The organism is Paracoccus mutanolyticus (assembly GCF_003285265.1).
GTDB lineage: Bacteria > Pseudomonadota > Alphaproteobacteria > Rhodobacterales > Rhodobacteraceae > Paracoccus > Paracoccus yeei.
Genome location: NZ_CP030239.1, coordinates 1,471,665 through 1,487,990 on the forward strand (window position 1 = coordinate 1,471,665; position 16,326 = coordinate 1,487,990).

Genomic DNA, 16,326 nt, shown 5'->3' on the forward strand with positions numbered 1-16,326 from the left:
GTAACGAACGAGAAGTCGCAGATCCGTGTCGACCTCGATCAATTGCGGATTGCCATGATCTGGTTCCTTGTCGGGATCACGGGCGCAATGATCGCCGCCGCGTTCTTGAACTGCGCACCGGCGGCGTCGATGCGGCGATGCACGACACGCCCAATGTCCTTTACTACATCAAGACGGCGGGCAACGGTCAGGTCAAGACTGTGGGCGAGCAGATGATGGGCCACGAATATCCGACCGACCCGTTCCATCCCGCACCCCGTGTTCATGGCGGAAGAGAATGGGAGTCGAACCCACCCGGGACAGGCCTGCTGCCCCAACCGGATTTGAAGTCCGGCCGCCCCACCGGGGACGATTCTCTTCCAAGCCCGTCATTACTGACGATTTTTTCGCTGCGTCGGAAGCGGTGCTTTGCCGCTCTCGCAACGCGTTCTCAACTTTCACGTTTCGCACCTGTTCTGTTCCCGGCGCGATTGCGCCTCTTTAGCACGTGTCCTTTGCCGGGCGGAACCGGCATAATGGGCGACCATCGCCACCGTCGAATGGCCCGTTACCGCCTGAATGGTTTCGTCGCTGCATCCTGCGGCTGCGAGTTCATGCGTTGCGGTATGACGCAGCGCGTGCATGTCGTAAGCCTCGGCTCCGATATCCTTCCTGACGGCCATCAGCAGCGCGTGCGCGCCATCGTAGCTTGTCGGTCGCCCATTGGGCTGCGCGCAGATCGTAAGCCCGACCTTGGAGGTTGCGCCCAGCGCCTCGCGCAAGCTGCTTGTCAACGGTATCCACAGCGCTGCGCCTGTCTTGCTCTGCCGAACGTTCACCCCGCCGCTCTCGAGATCATCCCACCGCATCTTGAGCACATCGCCGATGCGCTGGCCGGTGCCGAGAAGCAACTCGAAGATCAGCCGGGATCGCGTGCCGATCGACGTTGCCTGTCTGAAGGCGGCGATCATTTCCGCAAGCCAGGGCAGACGGGGCGGGCGACCACTCTTCAGCAGCCGCACGCCTTTCGCCGGATTGTCATTGCGCCAGCCCTGGTCGATCGCATGCTCGAACATCACGCGGAGCACCTGGACGATGTAATTGGCGAAGCGCACCGCCTCCTTGTTGCTGTCCTGCGCCCGGATCACATCCTTGCGCTGCATGCGCTCGGCCGGCAGATGGCCAAGCTTGCTCTTCACGAACTCGAGCACCTTCAGATAATCCGCCCGTGTGCGGGGCGCCAAGTCGGTGAACCGATCGCTAAGCTGGTAGGAGATCACCAGAGCCCTCAGCGTGCGCCCCTCTGGCACCGGTGCTCGGCCGCGCAGGATGGCCGCATATTCCGCGGCGAACTCTGGCGTTCCTGGCTTGGTGGCAAAGCGCACGGTCTTGAAGCCACGGCGCTGAAAATAGATCGCGCCGCCCTTCTTGGCATAGACGTGACGCGGCAGCTCCTTCTTTGTCATCGCCGCATATCCGTCATATCGAATTCGTCGCCCGGTTCTTGCGGCCCGCACCGCACGTCGATTTCGCCATGCTGACCGATCTTGAAGCCAGTCACGGGCAGGCCTGCCGCCTTGGCGGTACGGATCGCCTTCTCAAGGTCGGCCTGGCTGAACCTCACGCGTGTCGCCATCATCCCATCCTCTCGGAAAGCGCCGCCCAGCCCTCGGCACGCACCTGGGCGGCCGTGGGGCGGCGAAGTCGGTGACGGCGCCCCATAGGCCCGCCCAGCCGACCTGCGGCGCCAGCAGGGCGCCCAGCGCCGCCATGCCGAAGGCAAGGATCAGAAGCGTGGCAGCCACGAACATCAGGGCGCTGATGACGGGCCGCCTTAGCTCATGGCGCATCATTGGGCACCTCCGGGCTGCCGGCCCATCTGGCGGGCGATCTCGGCCATCCCTTTCGGGGTGAGGCGGGCCTCGTAGGCTTTGACCTTCCGGCCACTGGGGTAGATTAGCACCACGGGGAGATTCGCCATGAAGCCCGCTTCGACCGCATGGCGGTTAGTCAGGACCAGGCTGGAACCATCCAAGGGCTGCGCTGTGTGATCGACGCGAATGATCCGTGTGACGGGAGTTGTGGCGGAACGCCGGCTCATGTGGCACCTCTAAGGAACACGTTGTGCGATATCGGGGCCGGCGCAGGCGCGGCGCCGGACCAATCCATGATCTTGAGCCACTGCCAGCGGTGAAGGTCTGGCATGGCGTCGGTGCGGTCACCGATGAAATTGCTCACATGCACGAACCGGCAAAATGCGGCGAAGCCTGCCGCGCTGGTGATCGGGGTGCACCTGATCTTGTCGGCAAGCGCCTGCATTTCACGCGCAAGCGCCGAGGTGACGGGTCCTTGAAACTCGATCTCTCGGGGATCATCGCCCGCCGCCTCCCATTCGGTGAAGGCGGCGACATAGGCGTTGCACAGTTCCGCCATGCGGTCTGCATGCGGTGGCCAGCAGGCTGCCGGCGCTGCCCCGGCCGTCAGCGGGGCGCCCAGCGCCGCGGCTGCGCCTGCGATAAGGGAGCGTCGGTTCATTACACACCCCCGACCAGGCGTTGCAGGGTCAGGACATCCTTGAGCTGCTTGCCCATCGCGCGCCGGGACGGCTCGGGGTGGGCAAGGAGATAGTCGACCAGCCGATCCTGCTGGCGGGCAGGCAGCGCGTAGACCCGGCGCAAGATCTCTTCGGCGCGCATCTCGACCTCACTCTTCATGCCAGCGCCTCCACGAGTTCACGCGCTTGGGCGACCAGCATCTGGCCCAGGTCGCCGGTATTTCCGATCACTCCGCCGTCGTCAGCCGCGACGATCTTGACCGCCCACGCCAAGGCCGAGGTCGCAGGTGCCATGGCGATCTGATCCTGAAGCTTAATCAGCGCGGCCATTTCAGCATCCCAGGCGGCGGGATCGTCGTCGCGCTTGGCTGCTCTCCCGACAGTCTGCGCGTCTGGTGCCAGCAGGCGACCAGACCGCGGGATCCGGGGAGCGCCCAGCGCCACAGCATGCGCGGAGCCAAGGAGCGGCAAGGCGAACGTTGCGGCGAGTTCATGCGGGACCTCCGTTTTCGCCAAGAGCCTCCACAAAGTCCTCAATGTCCTTGCGACGCCATACGGTGATCCCGTCCCACTTGATGGGCTTGGGGAAACGGCCTTGCCTGACGCGGTTCCAGATCGTATTGCGATGCACTCCCAAAATGCTCGCGACCTGCACGTCTCGCAGCAAGAGCGGCTGTAGAACGGCGCCAGTCATTTCGCACCGCCGATCTGGCGCAGCTCGCGGGCGGCGACCTCGAGCCCGAGGACGGGCAACGCGATGCGCTGGGCGGCCAGGATGGCAATGTGATCCTCGATCAGGCTGACGGCTCAGCCAATGCGCGCGTCAACTGTCGCAAAGGGCAGGTTGAATGGAGACGGTGCTTGGTCCATATTCATGGGAAATTCCCTTCGATCGGGTTTCAACATGGCCGGTGTCAGCGCGCCAACGCTGCCCGGCCGCTTTCATTCAGGATTGCGGGTGCCGGCGGCTTCGGCGCGTTCCTTTACAGATCGGACGATTTCTGCGTTCCGACTGGTGAGATTTTCTTTCCCGGCTTTATCCAAGAACTCTGCTGCCCAACGGGGCAGGCGCACCGTCATTCTGATCTCTTCGGTCATACATATCTCCATTCACCAAATTAGTGACATCTTATATGTCACTAATTTGGTGATCAAGAGATTTATTGCGGTGATCACCAATTTCGTGCAGCCATCGTCGCATGGCAAAGCAAGATGACTACACGCGATACACGATCCGTATTCCGACCCCGCTCTATAACCGGGTGAAGGCCGCTGCCGGGGACGGATCAGTGAACACAGAAATCATCGCGATCCTGAAAGAAAAATACCCTGACCCAGATCTGGACAGAGGCAGCGTTGTCGATGCGATCCAGGATATCCTGTCGGCGCTGACCAATGATCCGCCCGAACGCTGGCGCGACTGCGTTTCTCATTTCGCCGACCGCTATAATCTGGACGCTGATGCCTTCGATGTGGTTCGCGACTGGTCGCAGTTGACTGTCAGCTACACCCTCCCTGGGGGGAACCGCATCTCCATGAGCGCCGATAGGCCAATGGAGGACGCTCTTGCCGGATGGCTGGCCCAAGTCGAACACGCAGAGACCCAAAGCGAGCAACAAGATCAGCTCGCGGAACTCAACCGGTTTCTAGGTGACGGGGACAACTCACAATTCGAGGCCGTGATTGACACCAACTCCCCTTCTCCGCGCCGGATGGGCTGGCGCGTGGTGCTGCGCCTGAAGCCCTGACCACGACTTTCCGTTACTACAGATATTGACGCCCAGCGCCTCGCTCATTACTGTTACTACATGAAATGCACCAGCGACCCGGCGAAGCGCGCCAAGACCCTTGCCGAGCGGGGGATCGATCTTGAAGCGGACGGCGCCGAGGTTCTGGCTGGCGCGACCCTGACGTTCGAGGACGACCGCTTCGACTATGGCGAAACCCGGCTCATCAGCATCGGCTTCCTGCGGGGCCGCATGGTGGTGATGGTCTGGACGGAGCGGGGCGATACCGCCCACGTCATCAGCATGAGAAAGGCCAATGACCGTGAACAGAAAGCCTATGCCTCCCGATTTTGACGACGACGCCCCCGACCTGGCGACCCCGTACTGGGAAAAGCGCGCCGCCAACGCCACAGTCCAGCGCGGCCGGCCCAAGCTGGACAATCCCAAGATCAGCACCACCATTCGCCTCAGCCCCGAGGTGATCGCCTATTTCAAGGCGGGCGGCCCGGGCTGGCAAAGCCGCATAGACGAGGCGTTGCGCAAGGTGGCGGGGGTCTGACACGCCACCATTGGGGCCTATACGAAAGCCCCCGGCCTAGGACCGGGGGCTTCGTGACCGCGCCGGGAAACCACTCCCTCGCGATCTGCCAGGCGCGCCAATGGAAACGCGCCAAGCCGTTCATCAGCCGCCGCGCGCTGCCTTCTCGGCCCGCAGCCGGGCGCGATAGCGCAGTTCGTGCAGCAGGTTCTTCATGAAGATGCGGGTCGCCTCGGGGAAAATCTCGTCCTCAATGATCACATCGGCCTGATCCTTGATCGGCAAGGTCTGCTCGACCACGGGAAAACGGTCACGACCGCGACGCTTGTAGATCGACAGGAGGCGATCCTCGGCCATCTTGGCCACAAACGTACCCGGATACTCGACACCGCGAAAGCTGGCGCCGGCTGGGGTTTTCCTGATCCGGCCCTTGAACTTCGACACGCCCATATCGTTCAGCCCGAACCACATCCCCATCACGGCCGAGCCGTCGCTTTTGACCCTAAGCTTCATGTCCTTCATCCGCTTGCGCAACTCCATCGCCTTGCGGATTTGCAGTTCCGACGTGAGCCGCTTCGAGGCCATGACGCGCAGCGCGCTGGCAGTGCGGCGCAAGGCCTTGGTGGTAGCGGCGCCGATTTCCTCCTTGGTGTTCTCAAGCTCGGCCATGACGCGCCGCACCTCGGACAGGTCCAGGTCGATGGCAGCGTTTGGCGAGGCAATGCGGCGGCTCCAGCGGGTCATGGGGCTCTCTCCGGGCTGGCCAGGGGAACCACGACACCAAGGGCCGCATGGGCCTGCCCGGCGGCAAGCAGCGGCGTGCGGTGGACCAGTCCACGCTGACACGCTCGGCCTCGACGCGCCGGGCAGTTTCGGCGTCAAGTTCGACGCTGGTTTTCAAGGGACGCTCCAACGATTTCAGCCTCTTTCGGAACCGGATGGGTGCATTTTCCGGGCTTTCGGTGCGCGTTCCTCTGGCGGAATTTCCAACGCCCGGGCGATCGGAAGAAACGGAAATCGGTTTTGAAAGACCACGCACAAGTAAATTTCTGCGGGACCTCGCCCCCCGCATGGCGTACCCCTCGCAAAAGGACCCGTGAAAGACCCCCTTTGGCTCTCGAGGATAGTGGGGCGGGCGGCACGCGCCGCCGGTCGCAGCTGGGCAGCCAAACCATCAGCGGTTGCCACTGATCCAGGCGCCCGCCGGGCGCCCGCTCAGCGTCAGAAGGCCTGCTGCAAAATGAAGGCCGGCGTTCACAGGGCCACCCCCACGCGGCGCAGCTCGATTTCGGTGACGAGGCCACGGTCCAGCATATGCCGCGCGACGGCAGGCTTGATGCTGGACCCGGCATAGGCACGGCCCGCCTTGACCGGCTCCACCCAGCGCTCTGCCAGCGCGTCCAAATCGACCACAGGTGGGCCCTTGTGCGGCGGCGCTGCGCGTTCCCGGTATGCGTATGCTTGCCGCGGTTCGGCGGGCAGCAGCGGCTTCATGGCTTCCTCGTTGTAGATTAATTATCATCGTCAGATTCATCCGAACCTTCAGATTCTCGGTCGCTCGGCGCACTTGCGCATCTTCACCGCATCGGATTTTGTCGCAGACCCGTTCTTGGTGGCATGCGGAAGCGTCAGCCAGCGGCGGGCCTCGGCCATGTCGGCGGGGCCACCCAGCGCCGAGGAACTTCCCGGCTCGATGCCGATCGCTTCGAGGATGCGTGAACGAAAATCGGCTAGTGGAATGGCAAGGTGTTGTGTCCCTTCATCTTCGAAATCAAATGGGGTCTCAAAAGCCGTGTCCGAAAATTCGCATGCGGCGGCGGCATCATCATCATCATCATCTTGATGGTTAGTGATGGTTCTTGATGGTTCGGGTGAACGGCCGTTCACCTTTTCCTGTTCGCTGGTTCGGGGTTTGTGTTTCCGGGTTCGGGGTGAACCCTGTTCAGGGTGAACATGGTTCAGGGTTTCCCGTTCACCCTTTTGTAGCAGATCGAGGTTCAGGGTATATTCGTTACAGTTACGCCGGCCGGTGCCTGTCAGGATTGAAACGAGAGCCTGCGCCTCAAGCCGCCGAACGATCTTTTGAACGCCACGCTCGGTCATGCGTGCCTTCTTGGCGAGGGACTTGATCGACGGCCAGCAATAGCCGTCATCGTCTGCAAAATCAGCGATGGCGAGAAGCACCAGCAGGTCGTTTCGATCCGCTGGGCCATGACGCCACGCCAGCGAAGAACAATACACGCTCATTCCGCGCCCACCCCGAGGATGCGATCACGCAGGTCGCGATAGTCGTTCGGGATCCAGGGGCCGAGGCCGTCTGGCGCCCGAGCCGGCTTCTGGACAGTGCCCAGCGCGTCGCAACTTTCGCTGTTTGTTCCCGAAATGTCCGAAAGGCCCGCGCAACTAGGCCTGCTGATTATCCCCGGATTTTTGCACGGATTTGAAGTCCGGCCGCCCCACCGGGGACGATTCTCTTCCATCGCGGCCCTGGTTAAGCCATCCGCGGGCGGGCAACAACACGGGCGGCTATCGCACGCGCCTTGTTCGGGTCCGTCCGCCTCGCCGAACAGGTCGATGCGGTGCGGGTTGATGCGACGAAGGTCGCCGCGGCGCAAGGTCAGGCCGTGGCGGTCGAAGAAATCCAGGATCTGGATCGCGACCTTGCGCCCGTTCTGCACCCGGTCGCGAAAGGCGGGGGCGGTGAACCAGTCGTTGCCGGGGCCGGCCAGGTCGCGGATGATCGCCACCATCTCGCGCGTGGTGGCGCGGGCGAAGAAATGGTCATGCGCGATCTGGTCGATGGCCCTGGCGCGCGGCCATGCGCAGGATGCGGCGGACCTCGGCCTCCTCGGCGCCGAACTCGGTCGCGAAATCGCGGGTGCGGGGCGGGCGAAAGCGGTCCTCGCCCGACAGGCGGGGCAGGATGCGGGCCAGCATCGCCTCGTCCTCGGGGGACAGGCGCGGCAGGTGGCCGGGCAGGCGGACGAAGGCACCGTCCAGGGCGATGCGGCCGGCCTCGGCGTCGTGGCGCAGGAAGGCGGTGAAATCGGGACGCGACAGGCGCGGGTCCAGCGCCAGGCGCAGCTTTTCGCGGCCGATGCCCTGCAGGTCGGCGTTGTCGCGGTGAAAGGCGTCCAGCGCCTCGGCCATCTGGCGGCGCAGGCCGTCCAGCGCCGCCGGGGTGCTGACCAGGCGGGTGCCGGGGATCAGAGCGGTCGCCGGGGTTTCCAGACCGGCGGCGGACAGTGCGCGGTCGCGGGCGAAGGCGTCCAGATCGACCGGCCCCAGCGCCGCCAGCGCCCGAAGCGCGGCCAGGGGATCCGGCAGAGCGGCGGCGCGCAGGGCGGCCAGACGCTCGGGCCGGGCGCGGCGGCGGGCGGGGGCGCGCAGGTCGACCAGCCGGCCGCCGCCGATGGTGCGCCGGGCCGATACGTCGCGCAGGATGAAGCGTTCCCCGAAGCTCGCGGCAAGCGGACGGTCGAGCACCAGCTGGGCAAGCGCCGTTTCGCCCGGCGCGATGGCCCCCTCGAGCGGCACGATGCGGGCCCCGGTTTCCGCCGCGCCCAGGTGCAGGCGGGCGGGGAACCAGGTCGCCAGCGCCTTGGGCTCGGAGGCGAGCACCCGCAACTCGACGTCGATGCGGTCGGTCGGCGCGTGCAGGTCCGGGTCCAGCGCCACGTCGCCGCGATGAATGGCCTCGCGCGCGGGGCCGGCCAGGTTCAGCGCGCAGCGCTGGCCGGCGCTGCCGGTCGGGGCGGGGCGGTTCTGGGCATGGATCGCGCGCACCCGTGCCGGGATGCCCTGGGGTGAAAGCAGCACCTGGTCCCCGACCGAGACCCGGCCCGAAAGCACGGTGCCTGTCACGACCGTGCCCGCGCCCGACAGGGTAAAGCTGCGGTCGATGGCCATGCGGAAGCGGGCGGCGTCGGCGGGGCGGGCGGTCCGGGCCTCCGCCGCCGCCAGGGCGTTGCGCAGGGCGTCGATCCCGTCGCCGGTCAGCGCCGAGACCGGCAGGACGGGCGCCCCAGCCAGGCCGGTGCCCGCCAGCAGCGCGGAAACCTGGGCCGAAAGTTCGGCGATCCGCGCGGGCGTCGCAAGGTCGGCCTTCGTCAGCGCCACGATGCCGTGGGACACGCCCAGCAGGTCCAGGATCGCCAGATGCTCGCGCGTCTGCGGCATGATGCCGTCGTCGGCGGCCACGACCAGCAGCGCCATGTCGATGCCGCCGGCGCCGGCCAGCATGGTATGGACGAATTTCTCGTGCCCCGGCACGTCGACAAAGCCGGTGACGGCACCGCCGCCCAGGTCGGCATAGGCAAAGCCCAGTTCGATGGTGATGCCGCGGGCCTTTTCCTCGGCCAGACGGTCGGCGTCGACGCCGGTCAGCGCCTTGACCAGCGCGGTCTTGCCGTGGTCGATGTGGCCCGCGGTCCCGACGATCATGCCAGGGCGTTCAGCAGCGCCGCGTCGTCGGGCAGGCAGCGCAGGTCCAGGATCAGCGCGCCGTCGTGGATGCGGCCAATGATCGGGGTTTTCAGCGACCGTAGCCGGGCTGCCAGCGCCTCGGGCGCGGGGGTCAGGGCAAGGCCCGCGCTGGGGATGGTGTCCGTGGGCAACGCGCCCGAGCCGATCTGGCTGGCGCAGGGGACGACCGCCGCCGCGCAGCCCAGAGCCTGCGCCACCTGCGGGGCCAGGCGTTCGGCCTGGGCGCGGATCTCGGCCTCGGGGCGCGACAGCAGGCGCAGGGTCGGCAGGCGTTCGGCCAGCGTGTCGGGGTCGCGGTACAACCGCAGCGTCGCCTCGGTCGCGGCGATGCGGATCTTGTCCAGCCGCAGGGCGCGTTTCAGCGGGTTCTTGTTGATGGCGGCGATGATGTCGCGGCGGCCGACGATGAAACCCGCCTGCGGTCCGCCCAGCAGCTTGTCGCCAGAGAACGTCACCACGTCGGCGCCTTCGGCCACCGCCTCGGCCACGGTGGGCTCGGGCGCAAGGCCCCAGGATCGCAGATCGACCAGCGTGCCCGAGCCGAGGTCGTTGACCAGAGGCAGGCCCGCGTCATGCGCGATCCGGGCAAGATCCGGGGCGGGCACCTCGGCCGTAAAGCCCTCGATCCGATAGTTCGAGGTATGCACCTTCATCAGCAGGGCGGTGTCGGGGCCGATGGCTTCGCGATAGTCGCGGGGATGGGTGCGGTTGGTGGTGCCGACCTCGCGCAGGGTGCAGCCCGCCTGTTCCATGATCGCGGGCATGCGAAAGGCGCCGCCGATCTCGATCAGCTCGCCGCGCGACAGGACCGCCTCGCGCCCCCGGGCCAGGGTGTTCAGGACGATCAGCACGGCGGCGGCGTTGTTGTTGACGACGGTGGCGTCCTCGGCCCCCGTCAGTTCGCACAGAAGGCCGCGCAGGTGGCTGTCGCGTTCGCCGCGCCCGCCGCTGCCGAGGTCGAATTCCAGCGCCGCGGGCGCGCGCATCGCGTCCAGCGCCGCCGCGATGGCGTGATCGGCCAGCACGGCGCGGCCCAGGTTGGTGTGCAGGACGGTGCCGGTCAGGTTCAGGACCGGCCGCAGCGCCGAGCGGGCGGCGGCGTCCAGCGCGCGGGCCGCGGCCTTCAGGATCGCGCCGGCATCGGGCAGGGGATGGGGCCGGTCCTGGCGGATCGCGGCCAGTTCCGCGCGCAGCGCCTGTGTCGCCAGGGCCCGGCCGTGGGCCGCGACCAGCGCATCGGCCTGCGCCAGCAGCCGCTCGACCGAGGGCAGGGCGCGCAGGTCCATCAGTATCCTGCCAGGAACGGGTTATAGCCGCCCCGGACCCAGTCCGTGTCCCGCATCATCAGGTCCAGGCCAAGGCTCGCCACATCGTCCGCGATCGCTTCCAGCGTGGGGTTCTTGTTCTGGTACAGGATCTTGACCCATTTGCCGCATTCGCGGCAGATCTCGGCCTTGACGGCGGCGTCCTCGACCTCGACCGAGCGATAGGTGATGCCCTTGGTCGAGCCGCAGCAGGTGCATTTCACCCGCACCTCGTTCCAGAGCGTCTGGCAGGTGGCGCAGGAACAATAGCGCGCGCCTTCGGCGCCGATGTTTTCCGTGACCAAGCTGGCCACGGGCCTTCCGCCGCAGGCCGGGCAGGTGCCGATGCCGACGGGCACCAGCCGGTCGGCCTGCAGCCCCGAGGCGGCCAGCGCGGCATGGACTCAGGGCCGCCGCCGCGAACAGGTGCGGGGCCACGCTGTCGGCGGGTATGGTGCCCGCCAGCACGTTCTCCAGCACCCAGTCGCGGTCCGAGGGCGTTGCGTCCCGCAGCGCGTCCAGCGCCAGCTGCGCGGGCTGCGGCATGTCGATGGGGCCCAGGCGCTCCAGCAGCCGGTCGAGCGTTCGGGCAAGGCCCGCGCGCAGGTCGGACGGCCCCAGCGGCGGCATGGCGGCGCTTCGGGCCTGTTGCAGGCGTTCGGCCGAGGGAAGATCGGGGGCCGGAAGCTGCGCCGCGACCTGGGCTTGGGCGTCACAGATCGCCGCCAGGAAACGCAGATACGGGCCCAGGTTCGGGTTGTGCCCGGCCAGAAACGCCAGGCGTTCGGACCGGGTGCGGAACAGGGCCGGAGGGTCGGGCAGGCGGGCCAGCGGAACCTTGGCCACGCCGCCGATCATCGAGGGGTCGGGTTTGACGGTCGTCATCTTATCCTTGGGGCCGAACCGGCCACTGTCCTTGGGCCGGGCCTACTCTGCCGGGCCCCGGCCGCCGCGTCCAGCCAGTTCGCGCAGCCATTTGCGGTGGTGGCGCCAGGCCCAGCCGCCGGTCACCGTGCCGCGCGTCATCGCCCGCAGGGTGCCCCGCGTCCAGATCGCCGCATAGACATGCAGGATGAAGACCAGCGTGATGCCGACCGCCGCCAGCGAATGGACGAGCACCGCCCAGCGGCGGGTCTGGATGTTGACGAGATGGCCGAAGAACTGTTCCCAGATCATGATGCCGGTGACGATCAGCACCACGATCAGCACCGACATCCCCCAGAAGACGAACTTCTGCCCGGGGTTGTATTTCCCCATCTCGGGCAGTTTCTCCTCTTCTCCCTTCACCACCTCGCCGATCTGGCTGACCCAGGTGCGATCCTCGGGCTTGGGCAGATTCAGGCGCCACAGCTGGGCGAACAGGATGAAAAAGCTGAAGAACAGCAGCACGCCCACGAAGGGGTGCAGCCAGCGTGTGGTCTGGCCGCCACCGAACAGCCCCGTCAGAAAGTAAAGCGAGGGGTGAAACAGCGCCATGCCCGAAAGCAGCAGCGCGATCAGGCTGATCGCCGTCACCCAGTGGTTCGCCCGGGTGAAGCCGCGATAGCGGCTGACCAGGACGGGCCGGGTGCTTTCGATCCGGTCGCCCGCTTCGGAATAATAAAGACGGTCCCGCATCATGCCCCCTTGCCTGGCGATGTGGTCGAGCCCTGCACCAGCTCCCCCACACTGCCGCCTGGGCGCTGAGGTTGATGCCTGCCTCAGCCAGTCTCTCGGTGTATCGGATCGACAGATACTGGCTGCCCCGATCACTGTGATGGATCAGCTTATCGGCCTCGCCCGGCGCACGCTGGCAGATGGCCTGGTTCAGGGCATCCGAGTACAGCCCCGGCTGGTCGGCATGGTGCAGCACATAGAACACATGCGTGCCGCCCACGCCTTCGGGATCATAGATGCCGGCATTGTCATAGCCGCGCGATTTCAGGTCCGCGACCCGCTCCTCGGCATGGGCGACCATGTCCTCCTTGGTGCCGAAGACGATGGCCTGGGTGGGGCAGGCCTTGGCGCAAGCCGGCCCCTGCCCGACCGCCACCCGGTCCGAGCACAGCGTGCACTTGTAGCTGACATGGGTTTTCTGGCTGACGCGCGGGATGTTGAACGGGCAGCCCGTCACGCAATAGCCGCAGCCGATGCAGTTCTCGTGGATGAAATCCACGATGCCGTTCGTGTACTGCACGATGGCGCCGGGGGCCGGGCAGGCCTTCAGGCAGCCCGGATCGGCGCAATGCATGCAGCCGTCCTTGCGGATCAGCCATTCCAGATCGCCGCTGTCGGGGTTCTCGTATTCGGTGAACCGCATCAGGGTGAACATGTCGGGCGTCAGGTCGTGGGGGTTCTGATACATGCCCACGTTGTGCTCGATCTCGGGGACGGTGTCGTTCCACTCGGCGCAGGCCGACTGACAAGCCTTGCAGCCGATGCATTTGCTGACGTCGATCAGCTTGGCGACGGGCGTCAGCTGGCGCGTCGGCGGCGCCAGGTCCGGCATGGCCGAGGCGCGGACGACATCGCCCGCCCCCAGGTTGGCCGGCATCGGCTGGACCGGAGGATTGGCCACCGCCGTCCGCGGGCTGTCGAGGTTCGGGTCCATGGTCATGACACGGCCTCCCCGGTCGCGGGTTCGATATTGACAAGGAACGCCTTGAACTCCGGCGTTTCCACGTTTGCGTCACCGACGAAGGGCGTCAGGCTGTTCGGCCCCCAGCCCTTGCGCGCCGCGCCCACAAACCCCCAGTGCAGCGGGATGCCCACCACATGGACCAGCTTGTCGCCGCATTGCAGCGGGCGGATGCGCTTGGTCACCAGCGCCTTGGCCTTGATCGAGCCGCGCTTGGACCAGACCCGCACCCAGCCGCCCCGGGTGATGCCCCGTTCGGCCGCCAGTTCCTCGCTGATCTCGACGAAGAATTCGGGCTGAAGCGCGGCATTGATGCGGTTGTTCTTGGTCCAGTAGTGGAAATGCTCGGTCAACCGATAGGAGGTGGCGACAAAGGGGAATTCGTCGCTGGTGCCGAATTGCTCGGCATCGTCGACAAAGACCCGCGCCACCGGGTTGCCCCGCATCCGGGCGTTGAACGGGTTGGCGATGGGGCTTTCAAAGGGCTCCATATGTGTCGGGAAGGGACCGTCGCGCATCATGCCCCGGGTAAACAGGCGCGAGACGCCTTCCTGGTTCATGATGAAGGGGCCGATCTCGTCCGGCCTGGCGGTGGGGGCGATGTCGGGAATGTCGTAGCCCGTCCATTTCTCGCCGTTCCATTCCATCAGCTTGCGCGAGGGGTCCCAAGGCTTGCCCTGCATGTCCGCCGAGGCCCGGTTGTACAGGATCCGGCGGTTCAGCGGCCAGCTGTAGGTCCAGTTCAGATACATGCCGGTGTCGTCGGGATCGGTGTTGTCCCGCCGCGCCATCATGTTGCCTTCCTCGGTCCAGCAGCCCGAGAAGATCCAGCAGCCGCCCATGGTCGAGCCATCGTCGCGATACTGGCTGAAGTTCACCAGCTGCTTGCCGGCCGGCGTCAGCAGCTTGGTGGTGTCCTTGAGGTCATAGACGTCGCGCAGCGCGCGGCCGTTCATTTCCTTGGCCAGTTCCTCGGCGGTGGGTTCGTTCGGATCGGCATAGTCCCAGGTCAGGTTCAGGATCGGATCGGGGAAGATCCCGCCCTCGTCCTGATAAAGCTTCTTCACCCGCAGGAAGATCTGCGACATGATCCAGGTGTCGCGCCTTGCCTGGCCCGGGGGCGTGCCCGCCGCCCAGTGCCATTGCAGCCAGCGCCCCGAGTTCACCAGCGAGCCGTCGTCTTCGGCAAAGCAGGTGGTCGGCAGCTGGATCACCTCGGTCTGGATCGAGGCGGTGTCCACGTCGTTGTGTTCGCCGTGGTTTTCCCAGAACCGGGCGGTTTCGGTCTCCAGCGGGTCCATGATGACCAGAAGCTTGAGCTTGCTCAGGGCCTCGGTCAGCTTGGCGCGGTTCGGGAAGGCCAGCAGGGGGTTGAAGCCCTGGCAGAAATAGTTGGTGATCTGCCCGGCCTTCATCAGCTCGAACATGCGCAGGATGTCATAGGTGGGCACGTCGAGCTTGGGCAGGTAGTGATAGGCCCAGTCGTTTTCGACCCTGGCGGCATCGCCCCACATGGCCTTCATGAAGCTGACCATGAACTTGGGATAGTTCTGCCAGTAGCTGGTCTGGCCCGGCCGCAAGGGCTTGAAGTTCCGGCTGGACATGTAGGTCGCCCAGTCGGCTTCCTTTTCCGTGGGCATGTTCAAATAGCCCGGGATCAGGTTCGACATCAGCCCGATGTCGGTCAGGCCCTGAATGTTGGAATGCCCGCGCAAGGCGTTCATGCCGCCGCCCCGGACGCCGATGTTGCCCAGGATCAGCTGCAGCATGGCCATGCCGCGGATGTTCTGCGCGCCCTTGGCATGCTGCGTCCAGCCAAGCGCATACATCGAGGTCATGGTCTTGTCGGGCGCCGAACATTCGCCGATCATCTGCGCGATCTTCAGGAAGCGGTCGCTGGGGGTGCCGCAGACCTGTTCGACCAGTTCGGGCGTATAGCGCGAGACGTGTTCCTTGAGCAGGTTCCAGACGCAGCGCGGGTTCTGCAGCGTCATGTCGACCTGGGCAAAGCCGTCATCGCCAATGACATAATCCCAGCTGGACTTGTCATAGTCGCGCTTTTCCGGGTCGTAGCCGGAAAACAGCCCGTCGCTCCAGCCGAACTCGTCCTTCACGATGAAGGCCGCGTTGGTGAAGTTCTTGACGTATTCCCACTGGACCTTGTCGTTCTGGATCATCCAGTTGATGAGCGCCATCAGGAAGGTGATGTCGGACCCCGGCCGGATCGGCGCGTAATAGTCGGACACGGAGGCCGTGCGCGTGAACCTCGGGTCCACGACGATCAGCTTGGCGCCGCGATGCGCCTTGGCCTCGGTCACCCATTTGAAGCCGCAGGGATGGGCTTCGGCGGCGTTGCCGCCCATGACGATCACCAGGTCGGTGTTCTTGATGTCAGTCCATGGATTGGTCATCGCTCCACGGCCAAAGGTCGGGCCCAAACTGGACACCGTGGGGCCGTGTCAAACGCGCGCCTGATTGTCGAAACCGACGATTCCCATGGACCGGACCGTCTTGTAGGTCAGCCAGGCCGTTTCGTTCGTGGTGGCCGACGCGGCCAGAAATCCGGTCGTCGTCCAGCGGTTGACCGTGACGCCCGCGTCATTGGTCAGGACCATGTTCGCGTCGCGGTCGTCCTTGAGCGCGCGGGCGATCTTGTCCAGGGCGTCGTCCCAGCTGATCTCCTCGAACCCGGCGGCGCCGGGGCGGCGGATGCGGGGCGTGGTCAGGCGGGTTTCGGAATGAACGATGTCCTTCAGCGCCGCGCCCTTGGGGCACAGCGTGCCGCGGTTCGTCGGGTGGTCGGCATCGCCCTCGATATGGGTGATGACCGCCTGTTCGCCGGCCGCCACGTCACCCTTGGAATAGATCAGGATGCCGCATGCGACCGAGCAATAGGTGCAGGTGTTGCGTGTCTCGGTGGTCGAGGCCAGCTTGAAGGCGCGCACATGCGCCTGTTCCGCTGCCTCGGCGTCGCCGAAGCCCAAGGCCCCCAGCGACGTCGCCGCGACACCCGCACCCGCAATTTTCAGGAAACTGCGGCGTGAGAGGTCGATGTTCATCAAACCCTCCTTTTGCCTGTCGTATAGATAGGTATGAGCGAAGATTGGCCCGGTATGGCAGTC

Annotated in this window: 22 protein-coding genes, 1 tRNA gene and 2 pseudogenes; 4 read left to right on the forward strand and 21 right to left on the reverse strand. The window is 65.7% G+C overall.

Annotated elements, in window-relative coordinates:
* Positions 1–38: 38 nt before the first annotated feature.
* The 10 genes from DPM13_RS20570 to DPM13_RS20585 all read right to left on the reverse strand — a co-directional run bounded on the left by DPM13_RS20570 (position 39) and on the right by DPM13_RS20585 (position 3,631).
* The gene (locus DPM13_RS20570; protein ID WP_189654870.1) at positions 39–248 is read right to left on the reverse strand and encodes a hypothetical protein; all 210 of its coding nucleotides are present in this window, start codon (positions 246–248) and stop codon (positions 39–41) included.
* Between the two features lie 17 nt (positions 249–265).
* A tRNA-Sec gene (locus tag DPM13_RS20140) sits at positions 266–361 on the reverse strand.
* A 76-nt stretch (positions 362–437) separates the two neighbouring features.
* Entirely contained in the window at positions 438–1,445 is a 1,008-nt protein-coding gene (locus tag DPM13_RS07905) for a tyrosine-type recombinase/integrase (protein WP_112887782.1), read from the reverse strand.
* Positions 1,442–1,615 carry a hypothetical protein gene (locus tag DPM13_RS20575; RefSeq protein WP_189654871.1) on the reverse strand — a complete coding sequence of 58 codons (174 nt, stop codon included), beginning with the start codon at positions 1,613–1,615 and terminating at the stop codon, positions 1,442–1,444. The genes DPM13_RS07905 and DPM13_RS20575 overlap by 4 nt, the downstream gene beginning before the upstream one ends.
* 213 nt (positions 1,616–1,828) lie before the next feature.
* Positions 1,829–2,080, reverse strand: a complete 252-nt coding sequence (locus tag DPM13_RS07915) for a hypothetical protein (RefSeq protein ID WP_145963327.1) — start codon at positions 2,078–2,080, stop codon at positions 1,829–1,831.
* On the reverse strand, positions 2,077–2,412 hold the full coding sequence (locus DPM13_RS07920; protein WP_145963328.1) for a hypothetical protein: 336 nt from the start codon (positions 2,410–2,412) through the stop codon (positions 2,077–2,079). The genes DPM13_RS07915 and DPM13_RS07920 overlap by 4 nt, the downstream gene beginning before the upstream one ends.
* 101 nt (positions 2,413–2,513) lie before the next feature.
* A complete protein-coding gene (locus DPM13_RS07925; protein WP_112887786.1) occupies positions 2,514–2,693 on the reverse strand; it encodes a hypothetical protein in 180 nt (59 codons plus the stop codon).
* Positions 2,690–3,049 (reverse strand): hypothetical protein, encoded by a 360-nt coding sequence (locus DPM13_RS20580; RefSeq protein ID WP_189654872.1) that lies wholly within the window; start codon positions 3,047–3,049, stop codon positions 2,690–2,692. Before DPM13_RS20580 ends, DPM13_RS07925 begins: the two co-directional genes overlap by 4 nt.
* A complete protein-coding gene (locus tag DPM13_RS26775; protein WP_080621284.1) occupies positions 3,024–3,227 on the reverse strand; it encodes a helix-turn-helix transcriptional regulator in 204 nt (67 codons plus the stop codon). Before DPM13_RS26775 ends, DPM13_RS20580 begins: the two co-directional genes overlap by 26 nt.
* A gap of 248 nt (positions 3,228–3,475) precedes the next feature.
* The gene (locus DPM13_RS20585; protein ID WP_189654873.1) at positions 3,476–3,631 is read right to left on the reverse strand and encodes a hypothetical protein; all 156 of its coding nucleotides are present in this window, start codon (positions 3,629–3,631) and stop codon (positions 3,476–3,478) included.
* A gap of 101 nt (positions 3,632–3,732) precedes the next feature.
* Here DPM13_RS20585 and DPM13_RS07935 point away from each other — a divergent pair, with 101 nt between their 5' ends.
* Genes DPM13_RS07935 through DPM13_RS07945 form a run of 3 tightly spaced genes read left to right on the forward strand, consistent with a single transcriptional unit; the run spans position 3,733 to position 4,819 of the window.
* The gene (locus DPM13_RS07935) at positions 3,733–4,281 is read left to right on the forward strand and encodes a hypothetical protein (protein WP_112887787.1); all 549 of its coding nucleotides are present in this window, start codon (positions 3,733–3,735) and stop codon (positions 4,279–4,281) included.
* Positions 4,282–4,341: 60 nt separating this feature from the next.
* Positions 4,342–4,614, forward strand: coding sequence for a BrnT family toxin (locus DPM13_RS07940; RefSeq protein WP_080621287.1), 273 nt, complete (start codon positions 4,342–4,344; stop codon positions 4,612–4,614).
* Positions 4,598–4,819: a BrnA antitoxin family protein gene (locus DPM13_RS07945; RefSeq protein WP_112887788.1), complete on the forward strand. Its 222-nt coding sequence runs from the start codon at positions 4,598–4,600 to the stop codon at positions 4,817–4,819. The genes DPM13_RS07940 and DPM13_RS07945 overlap by 17 nt, the downstream gene beginning before the upstream one ends.
* Before the next feature lie 123 nt (positions 4,820–4,942).
* Here the strand turns inward: DPM13_RS07945 and DPM13_RS07950 are convergent, their stop codons facing one another.
* A complete protein-coding gene (locus DPM13_RS07950; RefSeq protein ID WP_145963329.1) occupies positions 4,943–5,467 on the reverse strand; it encodes a hypothetical protein in 525 nt (174 codons plus the stop codon).
* 122 nt (positions 5,468–5,589) lie between these two features.
* Here DPM13_RS07950 and DPM13_RS19675 point away from each other — a divergent pair, with 122 nt between their 5' ends.
* Complete coding sequence (locus DPM13_RS19675) at positions 5,590–5,898, forward strand: hypothetical protein (protein ID WP_145963330.1); 309 nt, start codon at positions 5,590–5,592, stop codon at positions 5,896–5,898.
* Positions 5,899–6,052: 154 nt separating this feature from the next.
* Here DPM13_RS19675 and DPM13_RS07955 read toward each other — a convergent pair whose 3' ends face one another.
* From DPM13_RS07955 to fdnG, 10 genes and pseudogenes are all read right to left on the reverse strand, one after another.
* Complete coding sequence (locus DPM13_RS07955) at positions 6,053–6,292, reverse strand: hypothetical protein (RefSeq protein ID WP_112887790.1); 240 nt, start codon at positions 6,290–6,292, stop codon at positions 6,053–6,055.
* Between the two features lie 48 nt (positions 6,293–6,340).
* The gene (locus tag DPM13_RS07960; protein WP_189654874.1) at positions 6,341–6,982 is read right to left on the reverse strand and encodes a helix-turn-helix domain-containing protein; all 642 of its coding nucleotides are present in this window, start codon (positions 6,980–6,982) and stop codon (positions 6,341–6,343) included.
* Between the two features lie 59 nt (positions 6,983–7,041).
* A complete protein-coding gene (locus tag DPM13_RS22575) occupies positions 7,042–7,548 on the reverse strand; it encodes a SelB domain-containing protein (RefSeq protein WP_223252445.1) in 507 nt (168 codons plus the stop codon).
* A 31-nt stretch (positions 7,549–7,579) separates the two neighbouring features.
* Complete coding sequence (gene selB, locus DPM13_RS07965; protein ID WP_223252446.1) at positions 7,580–9,241, reverse strand: selenocysteine-specific translation elongation factor; 1,662 nt, start codon at positions 9,239–9,241, stop codon at positions 7,580–7,582.
* Positions 9,238–10,569, reverse strand: a complete 1,332-nt coding sequence (selA, locus tag DPM13_RS07970) for an L-seryl-tRNA(Sec) selenium transferase (protein ID WP_112887792.1) — start codon at positions 10,567–10,569, stop codon at positions 9,238–9,240. Before selA ends, selB begins: the two co-directional genes overlap by 4 nt.
* Positions 10,569–10,901 carry a hypothetical protein gene (locus DPM13_RS27650; RefSeq protein ID WP_449579261.1) on the reverse strand — a complete coding sequence of 111 codons (333 nt, stop codon included), beginning with the start codon at positions 10,899–10,901 and terminating at the stop codon, positions 10,569–10,571. Before DPM13_RS27650 ends, selA begins: the two co-directional genes overlap by 1 nt.
* Positions 10,902–11,049: 148 nt before the next feature.
* A pseudogene (gene fdhE, locus DPM13_RS27655) lies at positions 11,050–11,472 on the reverse strand (formate dehydrogenase accessory protein FdhE domain-containing protein); the annotation flags it as partial.
* Positions 11,473–11,514: 42 nt separating this feature from the next.
* Entirely contained in the window at positions 11,515–12,204 is a 690-nt protein-coding gene (locus tag DPM13_RS07980; RefSeq protein ID WP_112888726.1) for a formate dehydrogenase subunit gamma, read from the reverse strand.
* A gap of 64 nt (positions 12,205–12,268) precedes the next feature.
* A pseudogene (gene fdxH / locus DPM13_RS07985) lies at positions 12,269–13,183 on the reverse strand (formate dehydrogenase subunit beta); the annotation flags it as partial.
* Positions 13,180–16,263 carry a formate dehydrogenase-N subunit alpha gene (fdnG, locus tag DPM13_RS07990; RefSeq protein ID WP_112887793.1) on the reverse strand — a complete coding sequence of 1,028 codons (3,084 nt, stop codon included), beginning with the start codon at positions 16,261–16,263 and terminating at the stop codon, positions 13,180–13,182. The pseudogene fdxH and the gene fdnG, both read right to left, overlap by 4 nt.
* Between the last annotated feature and the right edge of the window lie 63 nt (positions 16,264–16,326).